The 17,215-nt window shown below is 75.1% G+C and carries 18 protein-coding genes and 1 tRNA gene; 8 read left to right on the top strand and 11 right to left on the bottom strand.

The genetic code is table 11. The features are described 5' to 3' along the window. Positions 1-32: 32 nt before the first annotated feature. The 5 genes from ITJ48_RS07775 to ITJ48_RS07755 all read right to left on the bottom strand — a co-directional run bounded on the left by ITJ48_RS07775 (position 33) and on the right by ITJ48_RS07755 (position 4,346). Complete coding sequence (locus ITJ48_RS07775) at positions 33-1,118, bottom strand: hypothetical protein (RefSeq protein WP_194613052.1); 1,086 nt, start codon at positions 1,116-1,118, stop codon at positions 33-35. Between the two features lie 218 nt (positions 1,119-1,336). Then, positions 1,337-1,858, bottom strand: coding sequence for an N-acetyltransferase (locus tag ITJ48_RS07770; protein ID WP_194613051.1), 522 nt, complete (start codon positions 1,856-1,858; stop codon positions 1,337-1,339). A 52-nt stretch (positions 1,859-1,910) separates the two neighbouring features. Then, positions 1,911-2,795 (bottom strand): DUF429 domain-containing protein, encoded by an 885-nt coding sequence (locus tag ITJ48_RS07765; protein ID WP_228506234.1) that lies wholly within the window; start codon positions 2,793-2,795, stop codon positions 1,911-1,913. Continuing rightward, positions 2,792-3,673 carry a phosphatase PAP2 family protein gene (locus ITJ48_RS07760; RefSeq protein ID WP_192042461.1) on the bottom strand — a complete coding sequence of 294 codons (882 nt, stop codon included), beginning with the start codon at positions 3,671-3,673 and terminating at the stop codon, positions 2,792-2,794. The genes ITJ48_RS07765 and ITJ48_RS07760 overlap by 4 nt, the downstream gene beginning before the upstream one ends. 73 nt (positions 3,674-3,746) lie before the next feature. Continuing rightward, positions 3,747-4,346, bottom strand: a complete 600-nt coding sequence (locus ITJ48_RS07755; RefSeq protein ID WP_194613050.1) for a hypothetical protein — start codon at positions 4,344-4,346, stop codon at positions 3,747-3,749. Between the two features lie 194 nt (positions 4,347-4,540). Between ITJ48_RS07755 and ITJ48_RS07750 the strand changes: the two genes are divergently transcribed. Both ITJ48_RS07750 and ITJ48_RS07745 read left to right on the top strand, forming a co-directional pair. Next, positions 4,541-4,828: a hypothetical protein gene (locus ITJ48_RS07750; RefSeq protein WP_194613049.1), complete on the top strand. Its 288-nt coding sequence runs from the start codon at positions 4,541-4,543 to the stop codon at positions 4,826-4,828. Positions 4,829-4,990: 162 nt separating this feature from the next. After that, positions 4,991-5,063, top strand: a tRNA-Arg gene (locus ITJ48_RS07745). A 245-nt stretch (positions 5,064-5,308) separates the two neighbouring features. Here ITJ48_RS07745 and ITJ48_RS07740 read toward each other — a convergent pair. Next, positions 5,309-5,749 (bottom strand): hypothetical protein, encoded by a 441-nt coding sequence (locus ITJ48_RS07740; RefSeq protein WP_194613048.1) that lies wholly within the window; start codon positions 5,747-5,749, stop codon positions 5,309-5,311. Here ITJ48_RS07740 and ITJ48_RS07735 point away from each other — a divergent pair. From ITJ48_RS07735 to ITJ48_RS07720, 4 genes are all read left to right on the top strand, one after another. Beyond that, positions 5,733-6,356, top strand: coding sequence for a DUF6518 family protein (locus ITJ48_RS07735; RefSeq protein WP_194613047.1), 624 nt, complete (start codon positions 5,733-5,735; stop codon positions 6,354-6,356). The genes ITJ48_RS07740 and ITJ48_RS07735 overlap by 17 nt on opposite strands. A gap of 88 nt (positions 6,357-6,444) precedes the next feature. After that, the gene (locus tag ITJ48_RS07730) at positions 6,445-6,705 is read left to right on the top strand and encodes a type II toxin-antitoxin system Phd/YefM family antitoxin (RefSeq protein ID WP_194613046.1); all 261 of its coding nucleotides are present in this window, start codon (positions 6,445-6,447) and stop codon (positions 6,703-6,705) included. Further along, entirely contained in the window at positions 6,702-7,097 is a 396-nt protein-coding gene (locus ITJ48_RS07725) for a PIN domain-containing protein (RefSeq protein ID WP_194613045.1), read from the top strand. Before ITJ48_RS07730 ends, ITJ48_RS07725 begins: the two co-directional genes overlap by 4 nt. Before the next feature lie 82 nt (positions 7,098-7,179). Further along, a complete protein-coding gene (locus ITJ48_RS07720; RefSeq protein ID WP_194613044.1) occupies positions 7,180-8,142 on the top strand; it encodes a RimK family alpha-L-glutamate ligase in 963 nt (320 codons plus the stop codon). Positions 8,143-8,291: 149 nt separating this feature from the next. On the opposite strand, the gene ITJ48_RS07715 is transcribed toward ITJ48_RS07720, so the two are convergent. The 5 genes from ITJ48_RS07715 to ITJ48_RS07695 form a co-directional block, all read right to left on the bottom strand. Further along, positions 8,292-8,591 carry a DUF2470 domain-containing protein gene (locus ITJ48_RS07715; RefSeq protein WP_370544830.1) on the bottom strand — a complete coding sequence of 100 codons (300 nt, stop codon included), beginning with the start codon at positions 8,589-8,591 and terminating at the stop codon, positions 8,292-8,294. Further along, entirely contained in the window at positions 8,588-9,373 is a 786-nt protein-coding gene (locus tag ITJ48_RS07710; RefSeq protein ID WP_370544829.1) for a heme oxygenase (biliverdin-producing), read from the bottom strand. The genes ITJ48_RS07715 and ITJ48_RS07710 overlap by 4 nt, the downstream gene beginning before the upstream one ends. Continuing rightward, on the bottom strand, positions 9,370-10,311 hold the full coding sequence (locus ITJ48_RS07705) for an HtaA domain-containing protein (protein ID WP_194613043.1): 942 nt from the start codon (positions 10,309-10,311) through the stop codon (positions 9,370-9,372). The genes ITJ48_RS07710 and ITJ48_RS07705 overlap by 4 nt, the downstream gene beginning before the upstream one ends. A gap of 103 nt (positions 10,312-10,414) precedes the next feature. Further along, the gene (locus tag ITJ48_RS07700; RefSeq protein WP_194613042.1) at positions 10,415-13,699 is read right to left on the bottom strand and encodes an HtaA domain-containing protein; all 3,285 of its coding nucleotides are present in this window, start codon (positions 13,697-13,699) and stop codon (positions 10,415-10,417) included. A gap of 161 nt (positions 13,700-13,860) precedes the next feature. After that, positions 13,861-15,066 carry a hemin ABC transporter substrate-binding protein gene (locus ITJ48_RS07695; RefSeq protein WP_194613041.1) on the bottom strand — a complete coding sequence of 402 codons (1,206 nt, stop codon included), beginning with the start codon at positions 15,064-15,066 and terminating at the stop codon, positions 13,861-13,863. A gap of 23 nt (positions 15,067-15,089) precedes the next feature. Between ITJ48_RS07695 and ITJ48_RS07690 the strand changes: the two genes are divergently transcribed. After that, positions 15,090-16,229 (top strand): iron ABC transporter permease, encoded by a 1,140-nt coding sequence (locus ITJ48_RS07690; protein ID WP_194613040.1) that lies wholly within the window; start codon positions 15,090-15,092, stop codon positions 16,227-16,229. Then, a complete protein-coding gene (locus ITJ48_RS07685; protein WP_194613039.1) occupies positions 16,226-17,077 on the top strand; it encodes a heme ABC transporter ATP-binding protein in 852 nt (283 codons plus the stop codon). Before ITJ48_RS07690 ends, ITJ48_RS07685 begins: the two co-directional genes overlap by 4 nt. Positions 17,078-17,215: the final 138 nt, after the last annotated feature.

Raw genomic sequence — 17,215 nt, 5'->3', positions numbered from 1 at the left:
GGTGCAGCAGGGCCCTGACGACGCGACCGACCTCAGTCGGGGGAGCTGTCGGTGTCGTACGTGGGCGTCGACGGGAGATCGTCGTCGCCGTCCGCGGAGCCCGCCGAGACGGCGAGACCGGGAAGCGAGGAGGGGCGGGCCGCGTCGCCGACGACGGCTCCCGCCGAGCCGGCACCCGCGCCGGCCGAGCCGGAGCCGGTCGACCCGGTGCTGCCGGAGGGCAGGCCCGGGAGGCCGTCGTCGCCGAGGGGCGAGCGGTCGTCGCCGGGCAGGGGAGAGACGGGAGCCGGGGCGCCCGCGGCTGCGGGGGAACCAGCACCGACATCGGACGCCTGGGCCGCGATGCGGTCGCGCAGGACGCTGGCGGGGTCGGCCGCGACCACGTCGGCGGAGCCGGCCGTCGCCTGGTCGGCCAGGGCCGCGGCGGCCGCGTCGTCGCCGGCCGCGACGCCGGAGGCGGGGGCCGAGGAGGGCGAGCCGTCGATCGACGCACCCGGCGTGCCAGGGGTGCCGGGCAGGTCGGGCAGGGGAGTCGTCACGGGCGGGACCGGCACGCCGGGCAGGCCCGGGGCAGGTGCTGCCGCGGCGTCGCCCGTGCTGTCGAGCGCCGTGTCCACGACGCCCGCGACGGGGGCCGTGACGGTCGAGACCGGTGCCTGGCCGACGACGGCGGGGACGACGGGGGTGGCGGCGACGACCGTGTCGACGACCTGCGCGACGGGGGCGACGACGCTCGAGACGGGCGCTGCGGCGGCCACGTGCTGCACGACCTGCGGCACCACCGGCGCCACGGCCTGGACGACCTGCTGCACCGGGGGAGCGACCGCGGTGGCCTGGGTGGCGACCTGCGTGACCGTCGACACCGCGCCTCCTGCGGTCGTCCCGACAGCGGCGACGGGAGCGTCGAGCGACTGCACGGCACCGCCCACCGCCGAGGTGACGCCGCCGAGCAACGACGAGTCGGCCGGCGGAGCGGCCGGTGCCGCCGACGCAGACGTCGACGAGAAGAACAGGCTCAGCACCACGGCCGCGAGAGCGGCCAGGCCGGAGACCACGAGGAGGCGCACGAAGGAGAGCGCGGCCGGTCGCCGCATCGTCCCCTCGGCCGTCTGATCCACGGCGCACCTTCTTCGGTCGCTGAGCTGCTGCCGGGGTGGTTGGGCCCGGCCGGCGGGGTGGTTGGTCCCGCTGTGCCCCTTTTCTACGCCAGCCGACCGCAGATGTCCACGAAGATCCCTCATTTGTACCCCTGGACACGCCTGGGCATCTCCTGTGGAGGAGTCGCGACGTCGGCCACCGGCCGCGCCGGGCCGCGGGGAGACCGGCCGGCCTGAGATCAGGTGAGCGGCAGCCTGAGCTCCAGCTCACGGCTCGCCGGGTCGAGCACGTACGGCACGGTGACGCCGGTCGGCTCGAAGCCCCGCCGACGGTAGTAGGCGACCGCCCGCGCGTTGTCCTCGTGGACGTGCAGCGTCAACGCCGAGCCCTCGGTGCGCGCCCACTCGACCACCGTGTCGAGCAGGGCGTCGGCGACCCCCGCCTCCCTGCCTCGCCGGCTCGGCCGTACGTAGACGCCGACGAGCATCGGGCTGCCGGGTGCGTCGAGGTAGCCGCCCATCGTCCCGAGCCACTCGCCGGTGTCGTCGTCGATCGCGGCGACCATCACGCTGTGCGGTGCCTGCCCGCGGGCGCCGCGCGTGCGCCACTCGGCCTCGCCGTGCGTCAGCCCGGTGGCGAGGGTCTCACCGTAGGCGAGCGGCGTGTCCTCGAGCATCTCGAGCCGCAGGTCGCGCACCTGCTGCCAGTCGTCGGCGGTCGTGCGGCGGATCGTGACGGTGCTGGGGACGCGCGGGCTCATGCGCCCAGCGTGCCACGCGCTGCGCGACTGCTGCGCGACTGCTGCGCGCGGCTCAGCGCCGGGCGCGCCCGACCGGCACGGTGCCCTCGGGCGCCGCGAGCCGCTGCACCTCGCGCGCGGGCGAGATCAGCGTCGCGCGCCGCCCGAGCGCGTCGGGCTCGGCGGCCGCGCCGAGCACCTGCATCCGCTCCGGACGCTGCGCCCGCATCGACGCCGTCCACGCGCAGACGAGGGCGTCGAGCAGGTCCTCGCGGTGCTTGTACGGCCGGTCGACGAGCGGCGACGGCTCGTCGACGAGGAGGCGCGACACCGGGTGCGAGAGCAGCCGCAGCGGCGGGTCGGCAGAGTCGAGGGCGGCCAGGCGCGAGATCAGGTCGTCGCAGGCGACCGCGCGTGCGCCGCGCCGCTCCTCCTGGGCGACGGTCGTGTCGGGACGCTTGTAGCGGGGCCGGCGCTCGTCGTAGCCGAGCTCCGGGGCGCCGACCAGCGTCGTGTACGGGTAGCACTCGAAGTACGAGACGGCGTCGGCCGGCACAGGCGCGACACCGTCGTCGTACACGGCGCCGGCGGCGGCGAGGCGCTCGCCGAGGCTGCGCCCGCCGAGCCACGGCAAGGAGGCGCTGGAGGCGTTCGCCGACACGTGCCAGCGCCCGTACGCCCGGCCCACGAGCCGTTCGCTCGGCCGCATGCCGGTCGCGTTCGGCACCAGCACGGGCGCGTCGATCGCGACGTGCGACCCCGGGGTCCCCCAGCGCAGCACCCACTCGGTCACCTCGTCGATGCCCCGCGCCCAGCCGGCGTCGAGCACGGTCCCGTCGGCGGCGATCACCGCCAGGCCCGTCTCGTTCGCGGGCTTCGTCGGGGTCGAGTCGCGCCATGCGAGGTCGACGCCGAGGTAGCGCGGGGCGTCGCCCGTCACGACCGTCCCGTCGGTCACGAGCGGCGGTCGAGCTTCCAGCCGACCCAGGCGGTGACGAGCACGACCCCGGCCGCGGCGAGCCGGGCGCCCGTCAGCACGCCGCTGCCGGTCGAGGTCGTCACGCTCATGTCGCTGCCGATCCCGATGCCCCAGACGAGGCCCGAGATCGTGAGGCAGGCGACGAGCGCGAGCCCCAGCAGGCCGGAGGTGAGCGCGAACGCCTTGGGCCCGACCGCGTCGACGGCGGCGGGGCTGCGGAGGCGGCCGCGGGCCCTCCCCGCCAGGCGCGAGGCGGTGAAGCGGACGGCGGCGAGCCAGAACAAGGCGACGGCGCAGGCACCGACGATGTCGCTCGAGCGGTGCCAGCCGTAGGCGACGGTCTGCTCGGCGACGATCGCGGCGAAGGCCGTGCCGATGAGGAACACGAGGGGGCGCACGTGGCGTCCGAACGCCGTCATCACGGCGAAGAGGGCGGCGACGGCGATCGTCGTGTGGCCGCTCGGGAAGCTGTTGCCGTACAGCTCGCCGGTGAGGTCGGGGCGCGGCACGAGCTGCTTGAGCACCTGGGTCGTCACCGTCGCGCCGATGATGAGCACGCCCGACTGCAGGGCCGCGCCCGGCCGTCGTCGGAGGAACGCGACCAGCATCGTCAGGCCGACGAGCAGCATGAGCGCCGCGGGCGAGATCGCGTCGAGCGCGGAGCCGGAGCCGAGGAGGCGGTCGTCGTCGACCGAGCTGAGGATGCTGTCCTCGACGGACTGGCCCGTCTCGGTCAGCACGGCCATGACGTACACGCCGCCGAACGCGACGACGGAGGCGCTCGCCGCGACGATCCACCGGGCCGACCCGTGTCGCCGGACGGCGCTCGAGGTCGGGAGAACGGGGGCTGCAGTCACTTCCCCATAGAACAGCACCCCTCCTGGACGCCGCCTCACACCCGCCTGGTGATGCGTCGAGAGGGGCGGGGACTCACAGCGGGAGGTCGGATCTCCTGAGCTGGGCGCGGAGCGCACGGACGCGACGAAGGCGATGCAGGCTCGCGAGCGGGTTCACGACGGTCATCACGCCGAAGAAGACGAGGCCGACCCAGGGGAGCCACGCCGGGAGGGTCGCGTCGGAGGGTGCGTCCGGGAGCGTGAGGAGGAGCGCGCTGAGAGCGGCGAAGACCGCGAACTCGATGGTGAACAGCCAGATCCCGCGTCTCGCCCAGGTCTCCTGGCGGGCGAGGACCGGATCCCAGGTCGACGCCTCAGCGCCGTCGGGGACGCGACCGGACCTGATCGCGCGGGCGATGCGCTCGGCCTGGGCCGCGCCTCCTTGCTGTGACCAGGTCCAGGCGATGGCGAGGGTCATCACGACGCCGAAGGGGAGGCCCGTAGCCAGACCGGCCACGACGCCCAGGGCCACAGCGGTCGAGACGGGCAGCTCCGCGAGCGGCACCAGGAAGGAGATGAACGCGCCCATCGACCCGCCGAAGACCACCGTCATGGCGAGGAAGAGCCAGAGCAACGTGCGTCGTCGTGGCGCCTCGAGCACGTGCTCCCTGATCCAGCCGCGCTGCTCGTCCACCCGTCGACCCTGGCACGGTCGGACACCCGCGCCGACCGCGGACACGCACGCTCACCCGTGGGCCCACCTGGTCGGTCGCCCGTGCTCTCGATCGAGTCGGCGTCTTGGCCGTCCTCCTGGGAGGCGCGGAGGTCGCCGGAGCATGATCGACGCACAGCAGCCGACACGGTCGGCTCGACACGAGGAGGCGCTCGATGAGCACCACGAACAGCAACGAGCCGCAGCAGGGCGGGGTCACCGACGAGACGGCCGAGTTCGGCGACCGCTCCGAGGTGCCCGTCGCGGGCAGCACTGAGAACCACGGCGAGGTGGAGCAGCCCGTTGCGCCCGGCACGGACGACGAGCCCGACCACCTCACGGGTCGCGAGGCCACGGGCGACGTGCTCGACCGCACGGGATCGGTCGACGCCTCCGACGTCGACGACCTGCTCGGCCGCCGCGAGGACCGCGACGACGACCACGAGGGCCCGCGCGCCCCGTAGCCCGCGATCGATGTGACGCTTGCGAGGGGTCTGCGCGCCGCAGATGCCCTCGTCGCGTCACTTTGTTCGCTACAGAGCAGGGCCGAGACGAGGAGGCGCCCTCGATTCGCGAGGACGCCACCGGTCGTGTAGTGTTTCCCCCGGCCATTCGGCCGAGGAAACGCGCCTGTAGCTCAACGGATAGAGCATCTGACTACGGATCAGAAGGTTGGGGGTTCGAGTCCCTCCAGGCGCACAGAACGAAGGCGGTCCACGATGTGGGCCGCCTTCTCTGTGCGCCCTGCGGGCCGAGAACCCCCGCGGCTCGACGACGCTTCGCGTCGTCCCCGCCCAGGCGCACGACACTCAGCACGGCCCCTGCCCTACTAGGCAGGAGCCGTTCTTCATTCTGGTGCTCGTCTGGCCGCCTCCCGGCGGCGTGCCGCCTGCGGCGGCCTCGTCCTGCGGACGCGAACCTGGCGGCGGCGGGCTCCGCTCGAGCTAGTCGTCGACGGCCGGAGGCGCGGGGCGAGGGTGCCGGATCGTCGCGACGGTGCCCGTCACGCAGACGGCCGTGGCGACGACGAGCGCGACGAGGATCAGCACGTCCACGAGGGCAGTGCCTCCTGAGTCGGTCGCCATACTGACGACCACGCTCACCACGCAGGCCAGCCACACGACTGCGGCGATGCCCCAGCCCACGGAGGAGCCGCGGAACGTCGGCCTCTGCAGGCGGAGCCGGCCTTCGTCGCGCTTCGTCTCGTCGTCCATCGTCGTGGTCCCCTCGTCGTCGTCGACCTCTCCACCGTACGTCGGGCCCCCTTGCCGGCTCAAGGGCCGGGCGGCGAGCGGGTCCTCCTCCAGGATGGCGAGCATCGTCCGCGAGACGGTCGGCACGAGGCCGCGGGCCTGTGATGCTCGCGGGATGAAGCGTTCGTTCACGAAGACCCTCGCGTGGTGGCTGCTGGGCGCCGCAGCCGGCCTCGTGCTCGGCGGTGCCACCTCCTACGGCCAGCAGTACCTGCCAGGCGGGCTGAGCTCGTTCGCGAACTCGAGCGGCGGCTGGACGGTCCTCACCTTCGCGACGGTCGTCGTGGTCACGCGCAGGCCGAGCGCCCGGAGGTGGTGGACGGGGGCCGGCCTCGGCCTCGTCGTGTTCCACGCCGCGGTCCAGGGCTACGTGGTCGTGTCCACCCTGCGGGGCTTCCCCGACTCGTACGGTCCGGGCGACTTCTGGTTCACGGCGGCGACCCTGGCCGGGCCCGTCATCGGGCTCGCCGGGCTGTGGTGGTGGTCGCCGCACCCCGTGCTCCGTGCGGCGGGCATCGCGGTCCTCGCCGCCGTGATGATCGGCGACGGCGTCTCCGGCCTGGTCCGTGTCGCCGACACGACCGGGACGACCTGGTGGCTGATCAGCATCGCCGTGGGCGTCGCGGCGCTCGGCTGGGTCGTGGTCCGGCGACTCGACGGGTGGCGGGAGCGCGCGCTCGCTGTCGGGCTCACCGCCGTCGGCGCCGCGGCCTTCGTCGTACTGTTCAGCCTGCTCTGAGGTGCCGCGGGCGGGCTGCCCCTGAGCGTCCTCCCGAGGTGCGACGCGCTTCGTAGACAAATGCCTACGAGCGAGGCACCATGGACGCATGCTCAAGACGATCAAGGTCGGCGACCTCCGACGCAACTCGGCCGAGATGATCGCGGACGTCCAGAACGGCGACCAGTACGTGCTCACCAGCAACGGGCGCGACGTCGCCCGCGTCGTGCCGATCCGCGACGACGAGCGCTGGACGCACAACCGGGAGCAGGTCGAGCAGGCGCTCCGGGCTGCCGCCGCCGCGGAGCTCGGAGATCTCGCGGAGATCGTCGCCGAGGGGCGCCGGTCCGAGCTCGGCACCAACCTGTGAGGGCCCTGCTCGACACGAACGTCCTCCTCGCCGGTCATCGGGTCCCCGACGGCTACGACGACCTCAAGGTGTCGGCCGTGACGTGGGCCGAGATCAGGCGCGGCATCGGCATCTACCGAGGCAGCGGCGACTCGCTGAAGGCCGTGCGGTTCGAGAACCAGTACCAGCACCTGCGCCTCGCCTTCGGGGCGGGGCTGCCGTTCGACGACGCGGCCGCCGCGTCGTTCCAGCACCTCGTCGAGCTGACGCACGCCGCAGGTCGAGACTCTCGAGGGCGCATCCTCGACCTCATGATCGCGGCGACGGCGGTCGTGCACGGCGCCGATCTCGTGACCGCGAACCCCGCGGACTTCGTGGGCCTCGAGGAGCTCGTCACCGTCGTCACGCCCTGACGGCGCATGCGGCGAGCGGGCGGGCGGCGTCACGCGCCGTCACCGTCGTGCCGGTGTCGGCGGCGACGGGCAGGGTGGGGGGATGAGCTCCCCCGACCCGGACACCGCCGACCCGACACCCGTCGTCCACGTGCTGCACGACAACGAGGAGTGGCTGCCGCCGCTGCTCGCCGCGCTCGACGCCGCGGGGGTGCCGCACGCCGAGCACGTTCTCGACGGGAGCTCCTTCGACCTGTCGGCCGCGCCTCCTGCGGGGGTGTTCTGGTCGCGCCTGAGCGCGTCGGCCGCGACCCGCGGCAGGGCGACGGCGAAGGAGGTGGCGCGCGCCACCCTGCGCTGGGCCGAGCGGCACGGTCGCCGGGTCGTCAACGGCAGCGGCGTGGTCGAGCTCGAGGTGAGCAAGGTCGCCCAGTACCTGGCGCTGTCGGCACACGGCTTCGACGTGCCGCGGACGGTCGCGGTGTTCGGCGCCGCCGACCTCAAGGAGCGAGCGCGCGAGCTGCCGACGCCGTTCATCACGAAGCACAACCAGGGCGGCAAGGGCATCGGGGTCCGCCGGTTCGACGACCACGGGTCGTTCGACGCGTACGTCGACGGTCCCGACTTCGAGCAGCCCGCCGACGGCGTCACGCTGCTGCAGGAGTACCTGCAGGCCGAGGAGCCGTTCGTCACCCGTGCCGAGTTCGTGGGCGGCCGCTTCGTCTACGCGGTCAGGGTCGACACGTCCGCCGGCAGCTTCGAGCTGTGCCCAGCGGACGCCTGCGTCGTCCCGGCGGGTGCCGACCCGGCGACCTGGGCGCCGTTCGCGGTGCGTCCGGCGGTGACGGCCGAGAACCCGCTCGTGGCCCGGCTCGAGGACTTCCTCGCCGCGAAGGGCATCGAGGTCGCCGGCGTCGAGTTCATCGAGACGGTCGACGGCCGCGTCGTGCCCTACGACGTCAACACGAACACGAACTACAACCCGGACGTCGAGCGGGAGTCGTCGGTGTCGGCGACCGCGGCGCTCGCCGCGTTCCTCGGGGGCGCGCTGGCGGTCGCCGCGTAGCCGCGCCGACGGCCGCCGCCGGGTTCCGACCGGGTCCCGCCAGAGTCCCGCCGCGAAAACGACGAAGCGACGCGGGGCCCCGCGTCGCTTTGTCCCTTTCGGGTCGGCACACTCGGCCGACCGTCGGCGAGACCGGTCGGCCGACGCCGTCAGCGCCCGTCGAACAGCTCGACCACCTGGCGGCGTACCGAGGCACGGTCGGTGATCGGCGCGGGCCAGGGCACGGTGAGGACGCCCTCGACGCCGTCGGCGTCCGTCACGGACCAGGTCGTCTCGATCGCGTCGAACCCGAGCATCAGCGCGGCCGTCGCCCCCGGCGCCCCGTGCCGACGCACGATGACGACCCCGTCGGAGGCGTGGTCGTCACGCATGTGCGCCAGCACCGCCTCGACCACGTCGTCGCCGAAGGGCAGCCGACGGGCGTCGGCGTCGGCGTCGGCGCGGCTCACGAGGCGACTCCCGTCGAGGCGCCCGCCGAGGCGCCGAGGTCGCGTTCGGCGTCGAGCTCGGCGAGGAGGCGGGCGTTCAGGTCGTAGGCGTGCAGGACCTCCGTGACCACCGCCTCCTCGTCGGCCTCGTCCCAGGGGAGGGAGTCCAGCCGGGCGCGGTACTCGTCCTTGAAGGCGGTCGGGTCGGGGACGTCGTCGAAGGTGAAGAACGTCGTCGCCTCGTCGGGCAGCCCGGAGCGCAGCCGCAGGGCACGGCCGATGTGCTGCCCGCCCGACAGGTCGCCGAGGTAGCGCGTGTAGTGGTGCGCGACGAACGCGGTCGGCGACGACGAGGCAGCCCCCCGGAGGCGGTCGACGTACTCGACCGTCGCGGGCACGGCGTCGAGACGGTCGCGCCACGCGGGCCCGGCGAGGTGCTCCAGGTCGGCCTCGAGCGAGGGCAGCCGCGTCAGCCGGTCGGTGACGAACGCCCCGGCGACCGGGTGCCGGGCGTGGGCGACCGCGGCCTGTTCGAGCGCTCGGTACATGTGCCAGTACTGGGCCAGCAGGCGGACGAGGTCGTCCCGGCTGCAGCTGCCGCGCATCAGGTCGGACATGAAGCCGGCCCGGCTGCTCGTGCCGTGGCCGTTGCGCGTGCGGGTGCGCAGCAGCTCCGAGAACGGGACGGGGGCCGGGGGCACGCCCGGATCCATCTCGTCGACGGTCGTGTCGCCGAGGGAGGCGCGGGTCGCGCCCCGGGGCTCGGCGGCGATCGTGGGGGGAGGTGCGGCGGTGGTGGTCACGGTGTCTCCTTCTCGTCGTCGTGCGCGGTGTGGGACGTTCCCGTCCTCGAGGTCCCCGTCGTCGAGCTGCCGGTCGAGCCGCCGGTCGTCGAGGCGCCCACGGCCAGCCGTCGACGGCGCACGAGGAGCCACGCCAGCGCCCCGAGCAGGGCAGCGGCGGCGACCGCCGACCAGGCCAGCGCAGCCGGGGTCGGGCCTGCGTCGGTGTCGGCGCGGGTGCCCGCGTCCGGCGTGCCCGCCGCCGCGGGGGCGGACGTGGCCGCCTGCGACGCGTCGGGGTCCGAGGCGGAGGCGACCGCCGCCTCCTCGGCGTCGACCGGTGCGGTGCAGGCGACCGGCACGTCCGCAGTCAGCGGGTCGAGCGCGGTGCCCGGCTCGTAGCTGCCGAACGCGGCGGCTCCCTCGGCGGTCAGCGTCGCCGGTGCCCCCGCGAACGAGAGCGCTCCCGTGGACGGGTCGACGGGGGAGGCGCTGAGGTCGACGTCGGCGAAGGGGACGTCGGGCGAGCTGACGGCCACCCCCTCCTGCGTCGTCCCGGCCACGTCGAGCAGCAGCTGGGCCGAGGTGGCCGACGTGAAGCGCAGCACCGGGTCGGCGATGGTCGTGTCGAGCACGCCCTGGTGGCCGGTGAAGCGGACGCTGCCGACGAACGCGACGTCGCCGGTCGCCCCGGCCGTCGGGTCGCCGAGCTGGCCTGCTCCGGCGGCCCAGCCGAACGACGGCGTCGCGTAGGTCGCGCCTCCCTCGGGCGTCCAGGCGCCCTTCGCGATCGAGCCGCTGATGTACGACCGGAACGACTCCTTCACGCCCCAGCTCAGGGTCGCCCCCGAGACGGTGCACGAGGAGGCGCGGGGCGCGGCAGCGGCACCGGCCACGGCCCCCGAGGGGGCCGGCAGCACCGCCGCGGCGGCCGCCAGGGCGAGGGCCCCGACGACCACCGCGGCGGTGCGGCGCCGAGCGGCGCCTGCGGCACGAGAGGCGTGAGCGGCACGAGTGGTGCCTGCTGCACGTGAGGCGCGACCGGCGCCTGCGGCACGCGCCTCACGCACGGGCGGCCTCGGGCGCAGGTGCGGCCACGAGCACAGCTGCACCCTCGAGCGCACCGGCGCGGCGACGGCGCACGGCCACCGCCCCGAGCCCGGTGAGCAGCAGCAGCGAGCCGAGCAGCAGGCCGCCGAGGCCCTGGTCGCCGCCCGTGAACGCGAGGGCGGACCCGGCCGGCGCGGTGCTGCCGTCGCAGGCCACGGTCGCGCCGAGCGGCAGCGAGAACGACACGGGGTCGAGCGCCTCACCCGCCTCGTAGAAGTCGCCGAACGCGACGGCGCCGGCCGCGGTGAGGGTGGCGGGCACGCCCGACCAGCCGAGGGTGCTGTCCGTGGCCGTGCGCGAGCCCTGGCCGAGGGCGAGGGTCGCCAGGGCGAGGCCCTTCGTCGTGACGGCGGCCCCGCCGGCGAGCGGCTTGCTCGTCATGTCGACGACGAGGGTCGCCTGGCTGCCCGAGACGAGCTGCATGCGCGGTGCGGAGATCGTCATGTCGAGCGAGCCTCCGTGGCCGGTGAAGTGCACTCCGCCGCGCCAGCTCGCCGAGCCGCGGCCGGCCTCGGTGTTGACCGAGCCCGAGCCGCCCGACCAGGCATAGGCCCCGCCGGAGGTGGTGGTCACGCCGTCGAGGGACACCGCGCCCTTCGCGATCGGTCCCGTGATGTACGAGCGGTAGCTCTCCTTGACGCCCCAGCTGAGGGTCGCGCCGCTGACCGCGCGGGCGACGCAGCGGTCCTGCTCGGCGGCGACTCCGGTCGGCGTGCCGGTGCCGGCCGGGACGACGCCGGTCCCGGTTCCGGCACCCGCGCCTCCTCCGGGCAGCGGGGCGACGATCGGGGTGTCGCCGCCGGGCTCGGCGACCGCGGTGCGGAAGCCGAACGAGACGGGGTCGGCGGCCTGGCCGCGATACTGCGCCCAGCCCGCGGGCGAGAGGGCGTCGCTGAAGGTGCCGGCGACCGCGTCCCACCGCGCCGTCGGCGCCGCGGCGGCGTCGAGGGCGGCGAGCAGGCTCACCGCGGGAGCGCCGGTCGCCGTGCTCTGCGCCAGGCGGACGAGCTCGATCCGCTCGGTCGAGCCGAGGCCGGCCGTGTCGCTCGTCGAGGTGCGGGCGGTGAGCACCGAGCCGCCGTCGGCGGTCGTCGTCACCCACGGGTCGGCGAAGCCGATGCTGAAGCGGTGCGAGGCGCTCGTGAAGAGCACGGCGCCCGTGTAGCGGATCGTGCCGAGCCCCGTGGCGGGGTCGAAGTCGCCGCCGTCGACCTGGTCGAAGACGAAGCGCCCGTCGGGGGCGACGGTGGCGCCTCCCGAGACCGCGGTGGTGCCGGCCGCGATGGTCGCGAGGTAGCCGCGCCAGGAGTCCTTGAAGCCCCAGGCGAGGTTGCCCTGCCCGGCCTCGGGCTCGGTGCCGGGGCCGGGGACCTCGGGGTCGGGCGTCTCGGGCTCGGGGGTCTCCGGCTCGGGCGTCGTCACGGGTGCGGCGCCCCAGGCGAGCGACACCGGCGACGGCGGCTTGGTCGCGTTCGCGGCCGTGGTGCCCGACGTGAAGTAGAAAGCGCGCACGGCGCTCGGGACCTGCAGCACGAAGGCGTTCGACCAGGCGTCGTCGAAGTCGCGGCTCCAGGTGCCCTGCGCGGTCGTGCCCTCGTAGGCCAGGGGAGCGGTGAGCTCTCCGTCGGCGGCGAGGTCGGGGAACGCGGCCCCGGTCACGGCGGCGACGACGGTCTCGACCGGTGCGGAGGCGTTCTCCGCGCCGACGCCGGTGCGGACGCCGGCGCTCCACGTGCCGGTGCCGTCGGACGCGATCGCGAGCGACGGGTCGACGAGCTCGACCCACTGGCCGGCGGGCGGGAAGAAGCTCGCGTAGGCCGCGACCCTCATCGTGCCGGTGAAGTCGACGACGACGCAGTCCGCGTCGCCGGTGGCGGTGCCGCCGGTGAGCGCGAAGGTCTGGCCGTCCTCGGCGAGCGAGATGCCGCCTCCTGCGGTCTTGGTCCAGCCGGAGCTGTAGGCCGACCAGCCCCAGCGGGCCGTGACGTCGTCGGAGGTGGCGACGGCCGCGCTGCCCGGCGTGCACGCCGCGGGCTGCGCCGCGTCGACGACGGACCAGTTGGCCGCGGAGGTCGCGCCCTGGCCGGTGCCCCTCAGCGGAGCCGAGGAGGCGCGGAACGCGGTGCTGCCGGAGGTGCCGCCCGCGTAGGCGGCCGAGATCGCGTGGCCGCCGGGGGCGAGGGGCGTCGTCAGCGTGGCGACGCCGTCGACGAGGGGAGCGCTGCCGAGGTCGACCGGCGTCGTGGAGCCGGCCGGGGTCGCGCTGAAGGCGACGGTGCCGGTGGGCACCGCCTGCCCGGCGTCGGCGCCGTCGGCGGTCTCCGCGGCGGCGACGGTCGCGGTGAAGGTCGAGGGGGCAGGCGCGACGACCGGTGCGGTGCTGGTCGCGGCGACCGTCGTCGTCGTGTCGAGCGTGGTGGTCGGCTCGGCCGGGGTCGTCGGGTCGGGCGTGCTCGGCTCGGGGCTCGGCTCGGGCTCGGCCGGGGTGCTCTGCTCGGGGTCCGGGGTCGGCTCGGGGTCGGGGGTCGGCTCCGGCGTCGGCTCGGCGGCGAGCGTGCGGTCGACCGTGATCGTGACGGGGTCGAGCGACGAGCCGGTCGCGCGCACCTGCGGCGTCTGCGAGGCGTCGGAGCCCTCGAGCAGCGCGAGCACCTGGGCGCCCTGCGCGGTGATCGCGGCGGGGGCGGCGGTCCAGGTGATGGAGGTCGGTGTGCTGACGGCCTGCACGGCCGAGAGGTCGACCGTCGCGAACGTGCGCGTGGCCTTCGCCGCCGTCGGCAGGGCCGGGTTCAGGTCGTGCGACGAACCGGCGGTGGTGCCGGAGATCGTGGCGACGCCTCCGGAGATCGAGACCGTGGGGGAGCCGAGGTGCACGTAGTTGCCCTGGGCCGTGCCGACCTGGGCGTCGCTGCCGAGTACGTAGCCGATGCGCGCGGTGCCCGAGAAGGCGAGCTCGCCCTGTTGGGAGGCGTCGTCCCACGTGCCGCCCGAGAGCGGGAAGGTCGCGAGGTCGTCGACGAACGAGGCGGGGGCCGTGGCCGTGCGGTAGTTCGCGAAGGTCGCCCGGTAGTCGGCGTCGATCCCCCAGCTGAGGGAGCCGGCGGTCGCGTCGACCGGTGCTGCGGCCGCGGGTTCGACCGGGGCCGCGAGGCCGACGAGGCCGGCGCCGGCCACGAGCGACGCGGCGACGAGCAGGGACAGGTGGCGGCGCGCCGAGGCGCGCGGGAGTGGTGTCACAGAGGGGCTCCAGAGATGTCGGAGGGGCAGGTCGGACTCGACTGCCGGGGACTCCTGCACCGTATTTAGGTAAGCCTCATTAAGGCAAGCCTTACCTAACTATTGCCCTCCGTCGTTACCGGACCGTGACGTTCGGTCCCGCCCGGATGCCCGGGCGCGGCTCACTGCCCGGGCGCGTAGACCGCGCGGGCCAGCGCCGCGAGCACCTCCGGCGTGCGGGGGCCGAAGCTCAGCACCTGCCCGTCGGCCATGTCGACGAACCGCCGGTGCTCGCCCGCCGCCGTCAGCGCGACCGCGGGCTTCGCCGCGAGCAGTCCGTCGACGCCGCCGGCGCTCTCGAGCCCGCCCGTCATCACGAGGAACACGTCGGGGTCGGCCGCGACGAGCGCCTCGTCGGTCATCGGCCGCGCGCCGACCCACCCGATCTCGGCCGCCACGTCGACCCCGCCGAGCCCGTCGACGAGCGCGTCGGCGCCCGTCCCCTCGCCGAGCAGGTAGTAGATGCCCGCGCTGCCGCGCAGGTAGAGGAACGCGATGCGCAGCCGGTCCGCCTCGGCGGCCGGGGCGAGCCCGACGATCTGGGCCTGCACCTCCTCGGTGCGGGTGCCCACCGCGTCGGCCAGCGCCTCGCCGGCCGCGGGCACCCCGAGGGCCGCCCCGACCGCGCGCGCCAGGTCGCCTGCCCCGGCCGGCGACGGCTCGTTCTCGACGTAGACGACGGTCACCCCCGACTGGCGGAGCTGCTGCACGACGTCCGTCGGCCCGATGCTGCCGTCGGTGATCACCAGCGTCGGCTCGAGCGAGAGCACGGCCTCGGCGTTGATCGAGTGGCCCTCCTTGGTGACGACGGGCAGGTCGGCCGCGCTGGCGAAGGTCGTCGAGACGTCACGCCCGACGAGCAGGTCGCCGAGCCCGAGCCCCGTGACCGTGGCCGCGAGCGCGCCCGAGATGTCGAGGGCGAGCAGCCGCGACGTGTCGGTGACGACCTGGGCCGTGTCGCCGGTGAGGTCGTGCGAGGTCACTTCGACGGGGAGGCTCGCGACCCCCGGCTCGACGAGCGGCACGACCTCGTCCGAGGCGAGCACGGCGGTCGACGGCCCCTCGAGCGTCCGCAGGTCGGCGGGCACGTCGAGCTCGTCGAGCGGGGTGGCTGCTGCTGCCGCGGTGCCGGTGCCGCCGCCGGACGTCCCGCCGCCGCTCGCTGCGTCGCCTCCCGTGCAGCCGGTCGCGACGAGGGCGATGCCGAGGGCGAGTGCGGTCGCGACGCCCGCCCGTCGCCGGCGAGCCTGCCTCGAGCCGCGGCGCGACGTGGGCACCGAGGTGGGGGCCGGCGACGGCGGCGAGCACGGGAGGTCGAGGGGCAACATGTAGGTAAGGCTATCCTTACCGAATGCCTTCTCGAGTCGACCTCCGCATCGACCGCCACGCAGACCCGCGCGCAGACCCTCGCGCCGACCTCTGCACGGCCCGCCGCACCGGCCACCACGCCCGGCACCGCCGCCTGGTCGCCCTCGCCCTCGTCGTGCTGCTCGTGCTCGTGCTCGTCGTGGCGGTGCTCTCGGCGGGCATCGGCCAGTACCCGGTCGCGCCGCGCGACGTCGTCGGCGCGGTGCTGAGGGCCTGGGGCGCAGGAGGCGCCCCCAGCGACCCCGACGCCCGCTTCGTCGACCAGGTGGTCACCGGCATCCGGCTGCCGCGGGTGGCCCTCGCCCTCGTGGTGGGCGCCGCGCTCGCCGCCGCCGGCACGCTGATGCAGGCCGTCTTCGCCAACCCGCTGGCCGAGCCGGCGGTGATCGGGGTCAGCTCCGGGGCCGCGCTGGGCGCCTCCTCGACGGTCGTGCTCGGCTGGGTGTCGGCCGGGCTCTGGGTGACGCCGACGGCGGCCTTCGCCTGTGGCCTCGTGACGACCCTGCTCGTCTACGGCCTCTCGCGCTCGGGCGGGAAGACCGAGGTCGTCACGCTCGTGCTCACCGGCATCGCCGTCAACGCGGTCGCGGGGGCGGGCATCGCGCTGCTGACGTTCCTCGCCGACACGCAGGCGCGCGAGCAGATCGTCTTCTGGCAGATGGGCAGCATCAACGGGGCCCTCTGGACCGACGTCGCGGTCGCCCTCCCGATCGTCGTCGTGGGCGTCGGAGGCGCCGCCCTGCTCGTGCGGAAGCTCGACCTGCTGGCCCTCGGGGAGCGCAGCGCCTCGCACCTCGGCGTCGACGTCGAGCGCCTCCGGATCGTCGCGATCGTGCTCGTCGCCCTGCTCGTCGGGGCCGGAGTCGCGTTCACGGGCATCATCGCGTTCGTCGGGCTCGTGGTGCCGCACCTGCTGCGGATGGTCGTCGGCCCGTCGCACGGCGGGCTGCTCGCCACGAGCACGGTCGCCGGCGCGCTGCTCGTGCTCGTCGCCGACACCGCCGCCCGCGTCGTCGTGCCGAACGCCGACCTGCCGCTCGGGCTGCTCACCTCTCTGGTGGGCGGGCCGTTCTTCTTCTGGCTGCTGCGGCGCACGCGGCGCCGGGCCGGGGGCTGGGCATGAGCCGCGGAGGCACGACGGGCCGTGCTGCATCGGGTCGTGGTGCCGACGCCGAGCGCGAGATCCCCGCCGCCGCGCTGCGCGTCCGCGGCCTCGGCGTCGAGCTCGAGGGCACGACGATCCTCGACGGCGTCGACCTCGACGTCCGCCCCGGCGAGGTCGTGGCCCTGCTCGGCCCCAACGGCGCGGGCAAGTCGACCCTGCTCGGCTGCGTGGCCGGCGACGTCGCGGCCGCTCGCGGCACCGTGGAGCTGGACGAGCGCCTCCTCGGCTCGTTCGGCTCCGGTGAGCGGGCGCGCCGACGCGGGGTCATGACGCAGGAGGCGCACGTCGCGTTCCCCTTCACGGTCGCGGAGGTCGTCGCGCTCGGTCGTGCCCCGTGGTCGCGCAGCCCGGAGGCGGACCGCGACGACGCCGTCGTCGACGAGGCGCTCGCCGCCACGGACACGACGGCGCTGCGCGACCGCCGGTTCCCGTCGCTCTCGGGCGGCGAGCGCGCCCGGGCCTCGTTCGCCCGGCTGCTCGCGCAGCGGACGCCGGTGCTGCTGCTCGACGAGCCCACCGCCGCCCTCGACCTCGGCCACCAGGAGCAGCTGCTCGGCACCCTCCGCGACCTCGCCTCGGCGGGCGCCTCCGTCGTCGTGGTGCTGCACGACCTCAGCCTCGCGGCGGCCTGGGCCGACCGGCTCGTGCTGCTCGAGCGGGGCCGTGTGGTCGCGGCGGGCACCCCGGTCGAGGTGCTCACGGCGGAGCGGGTGTCGCAGGTGTACGGGCACCCGGTCACGATCGTGCCCGACCCGTCGACCGGGGCGCCGCTCGTCGTGCCGGTGCGTCGCGGACGAACCGGTTGAGCGAGCTACACCCCTGAACGAGCACCACACCCCGTGATCCGGGGGTGTGGTGCTCGTTCAGGGGTGTGCCGCCGGATCAGGGGCCGAGCTCCGCGCCACCGGAACTGCGTCGCCGGGGCCCGCCGATAGTGTCAACGG

It is taken from the genome of Frigoribacterium sp. VKM Ac-2530 (genome assembly GCF_015350835.1).
In the GTDB taxonomy this organism is placed as follows: domain Bacteria; phylum Actinomycetota; class Actinomycetes; order Actinomycetales; family Microbacteriaceae; genus Frigoribacterium.
This window is presented reverse-complemented; position numbering and strand designations above follow the sequence as displayed.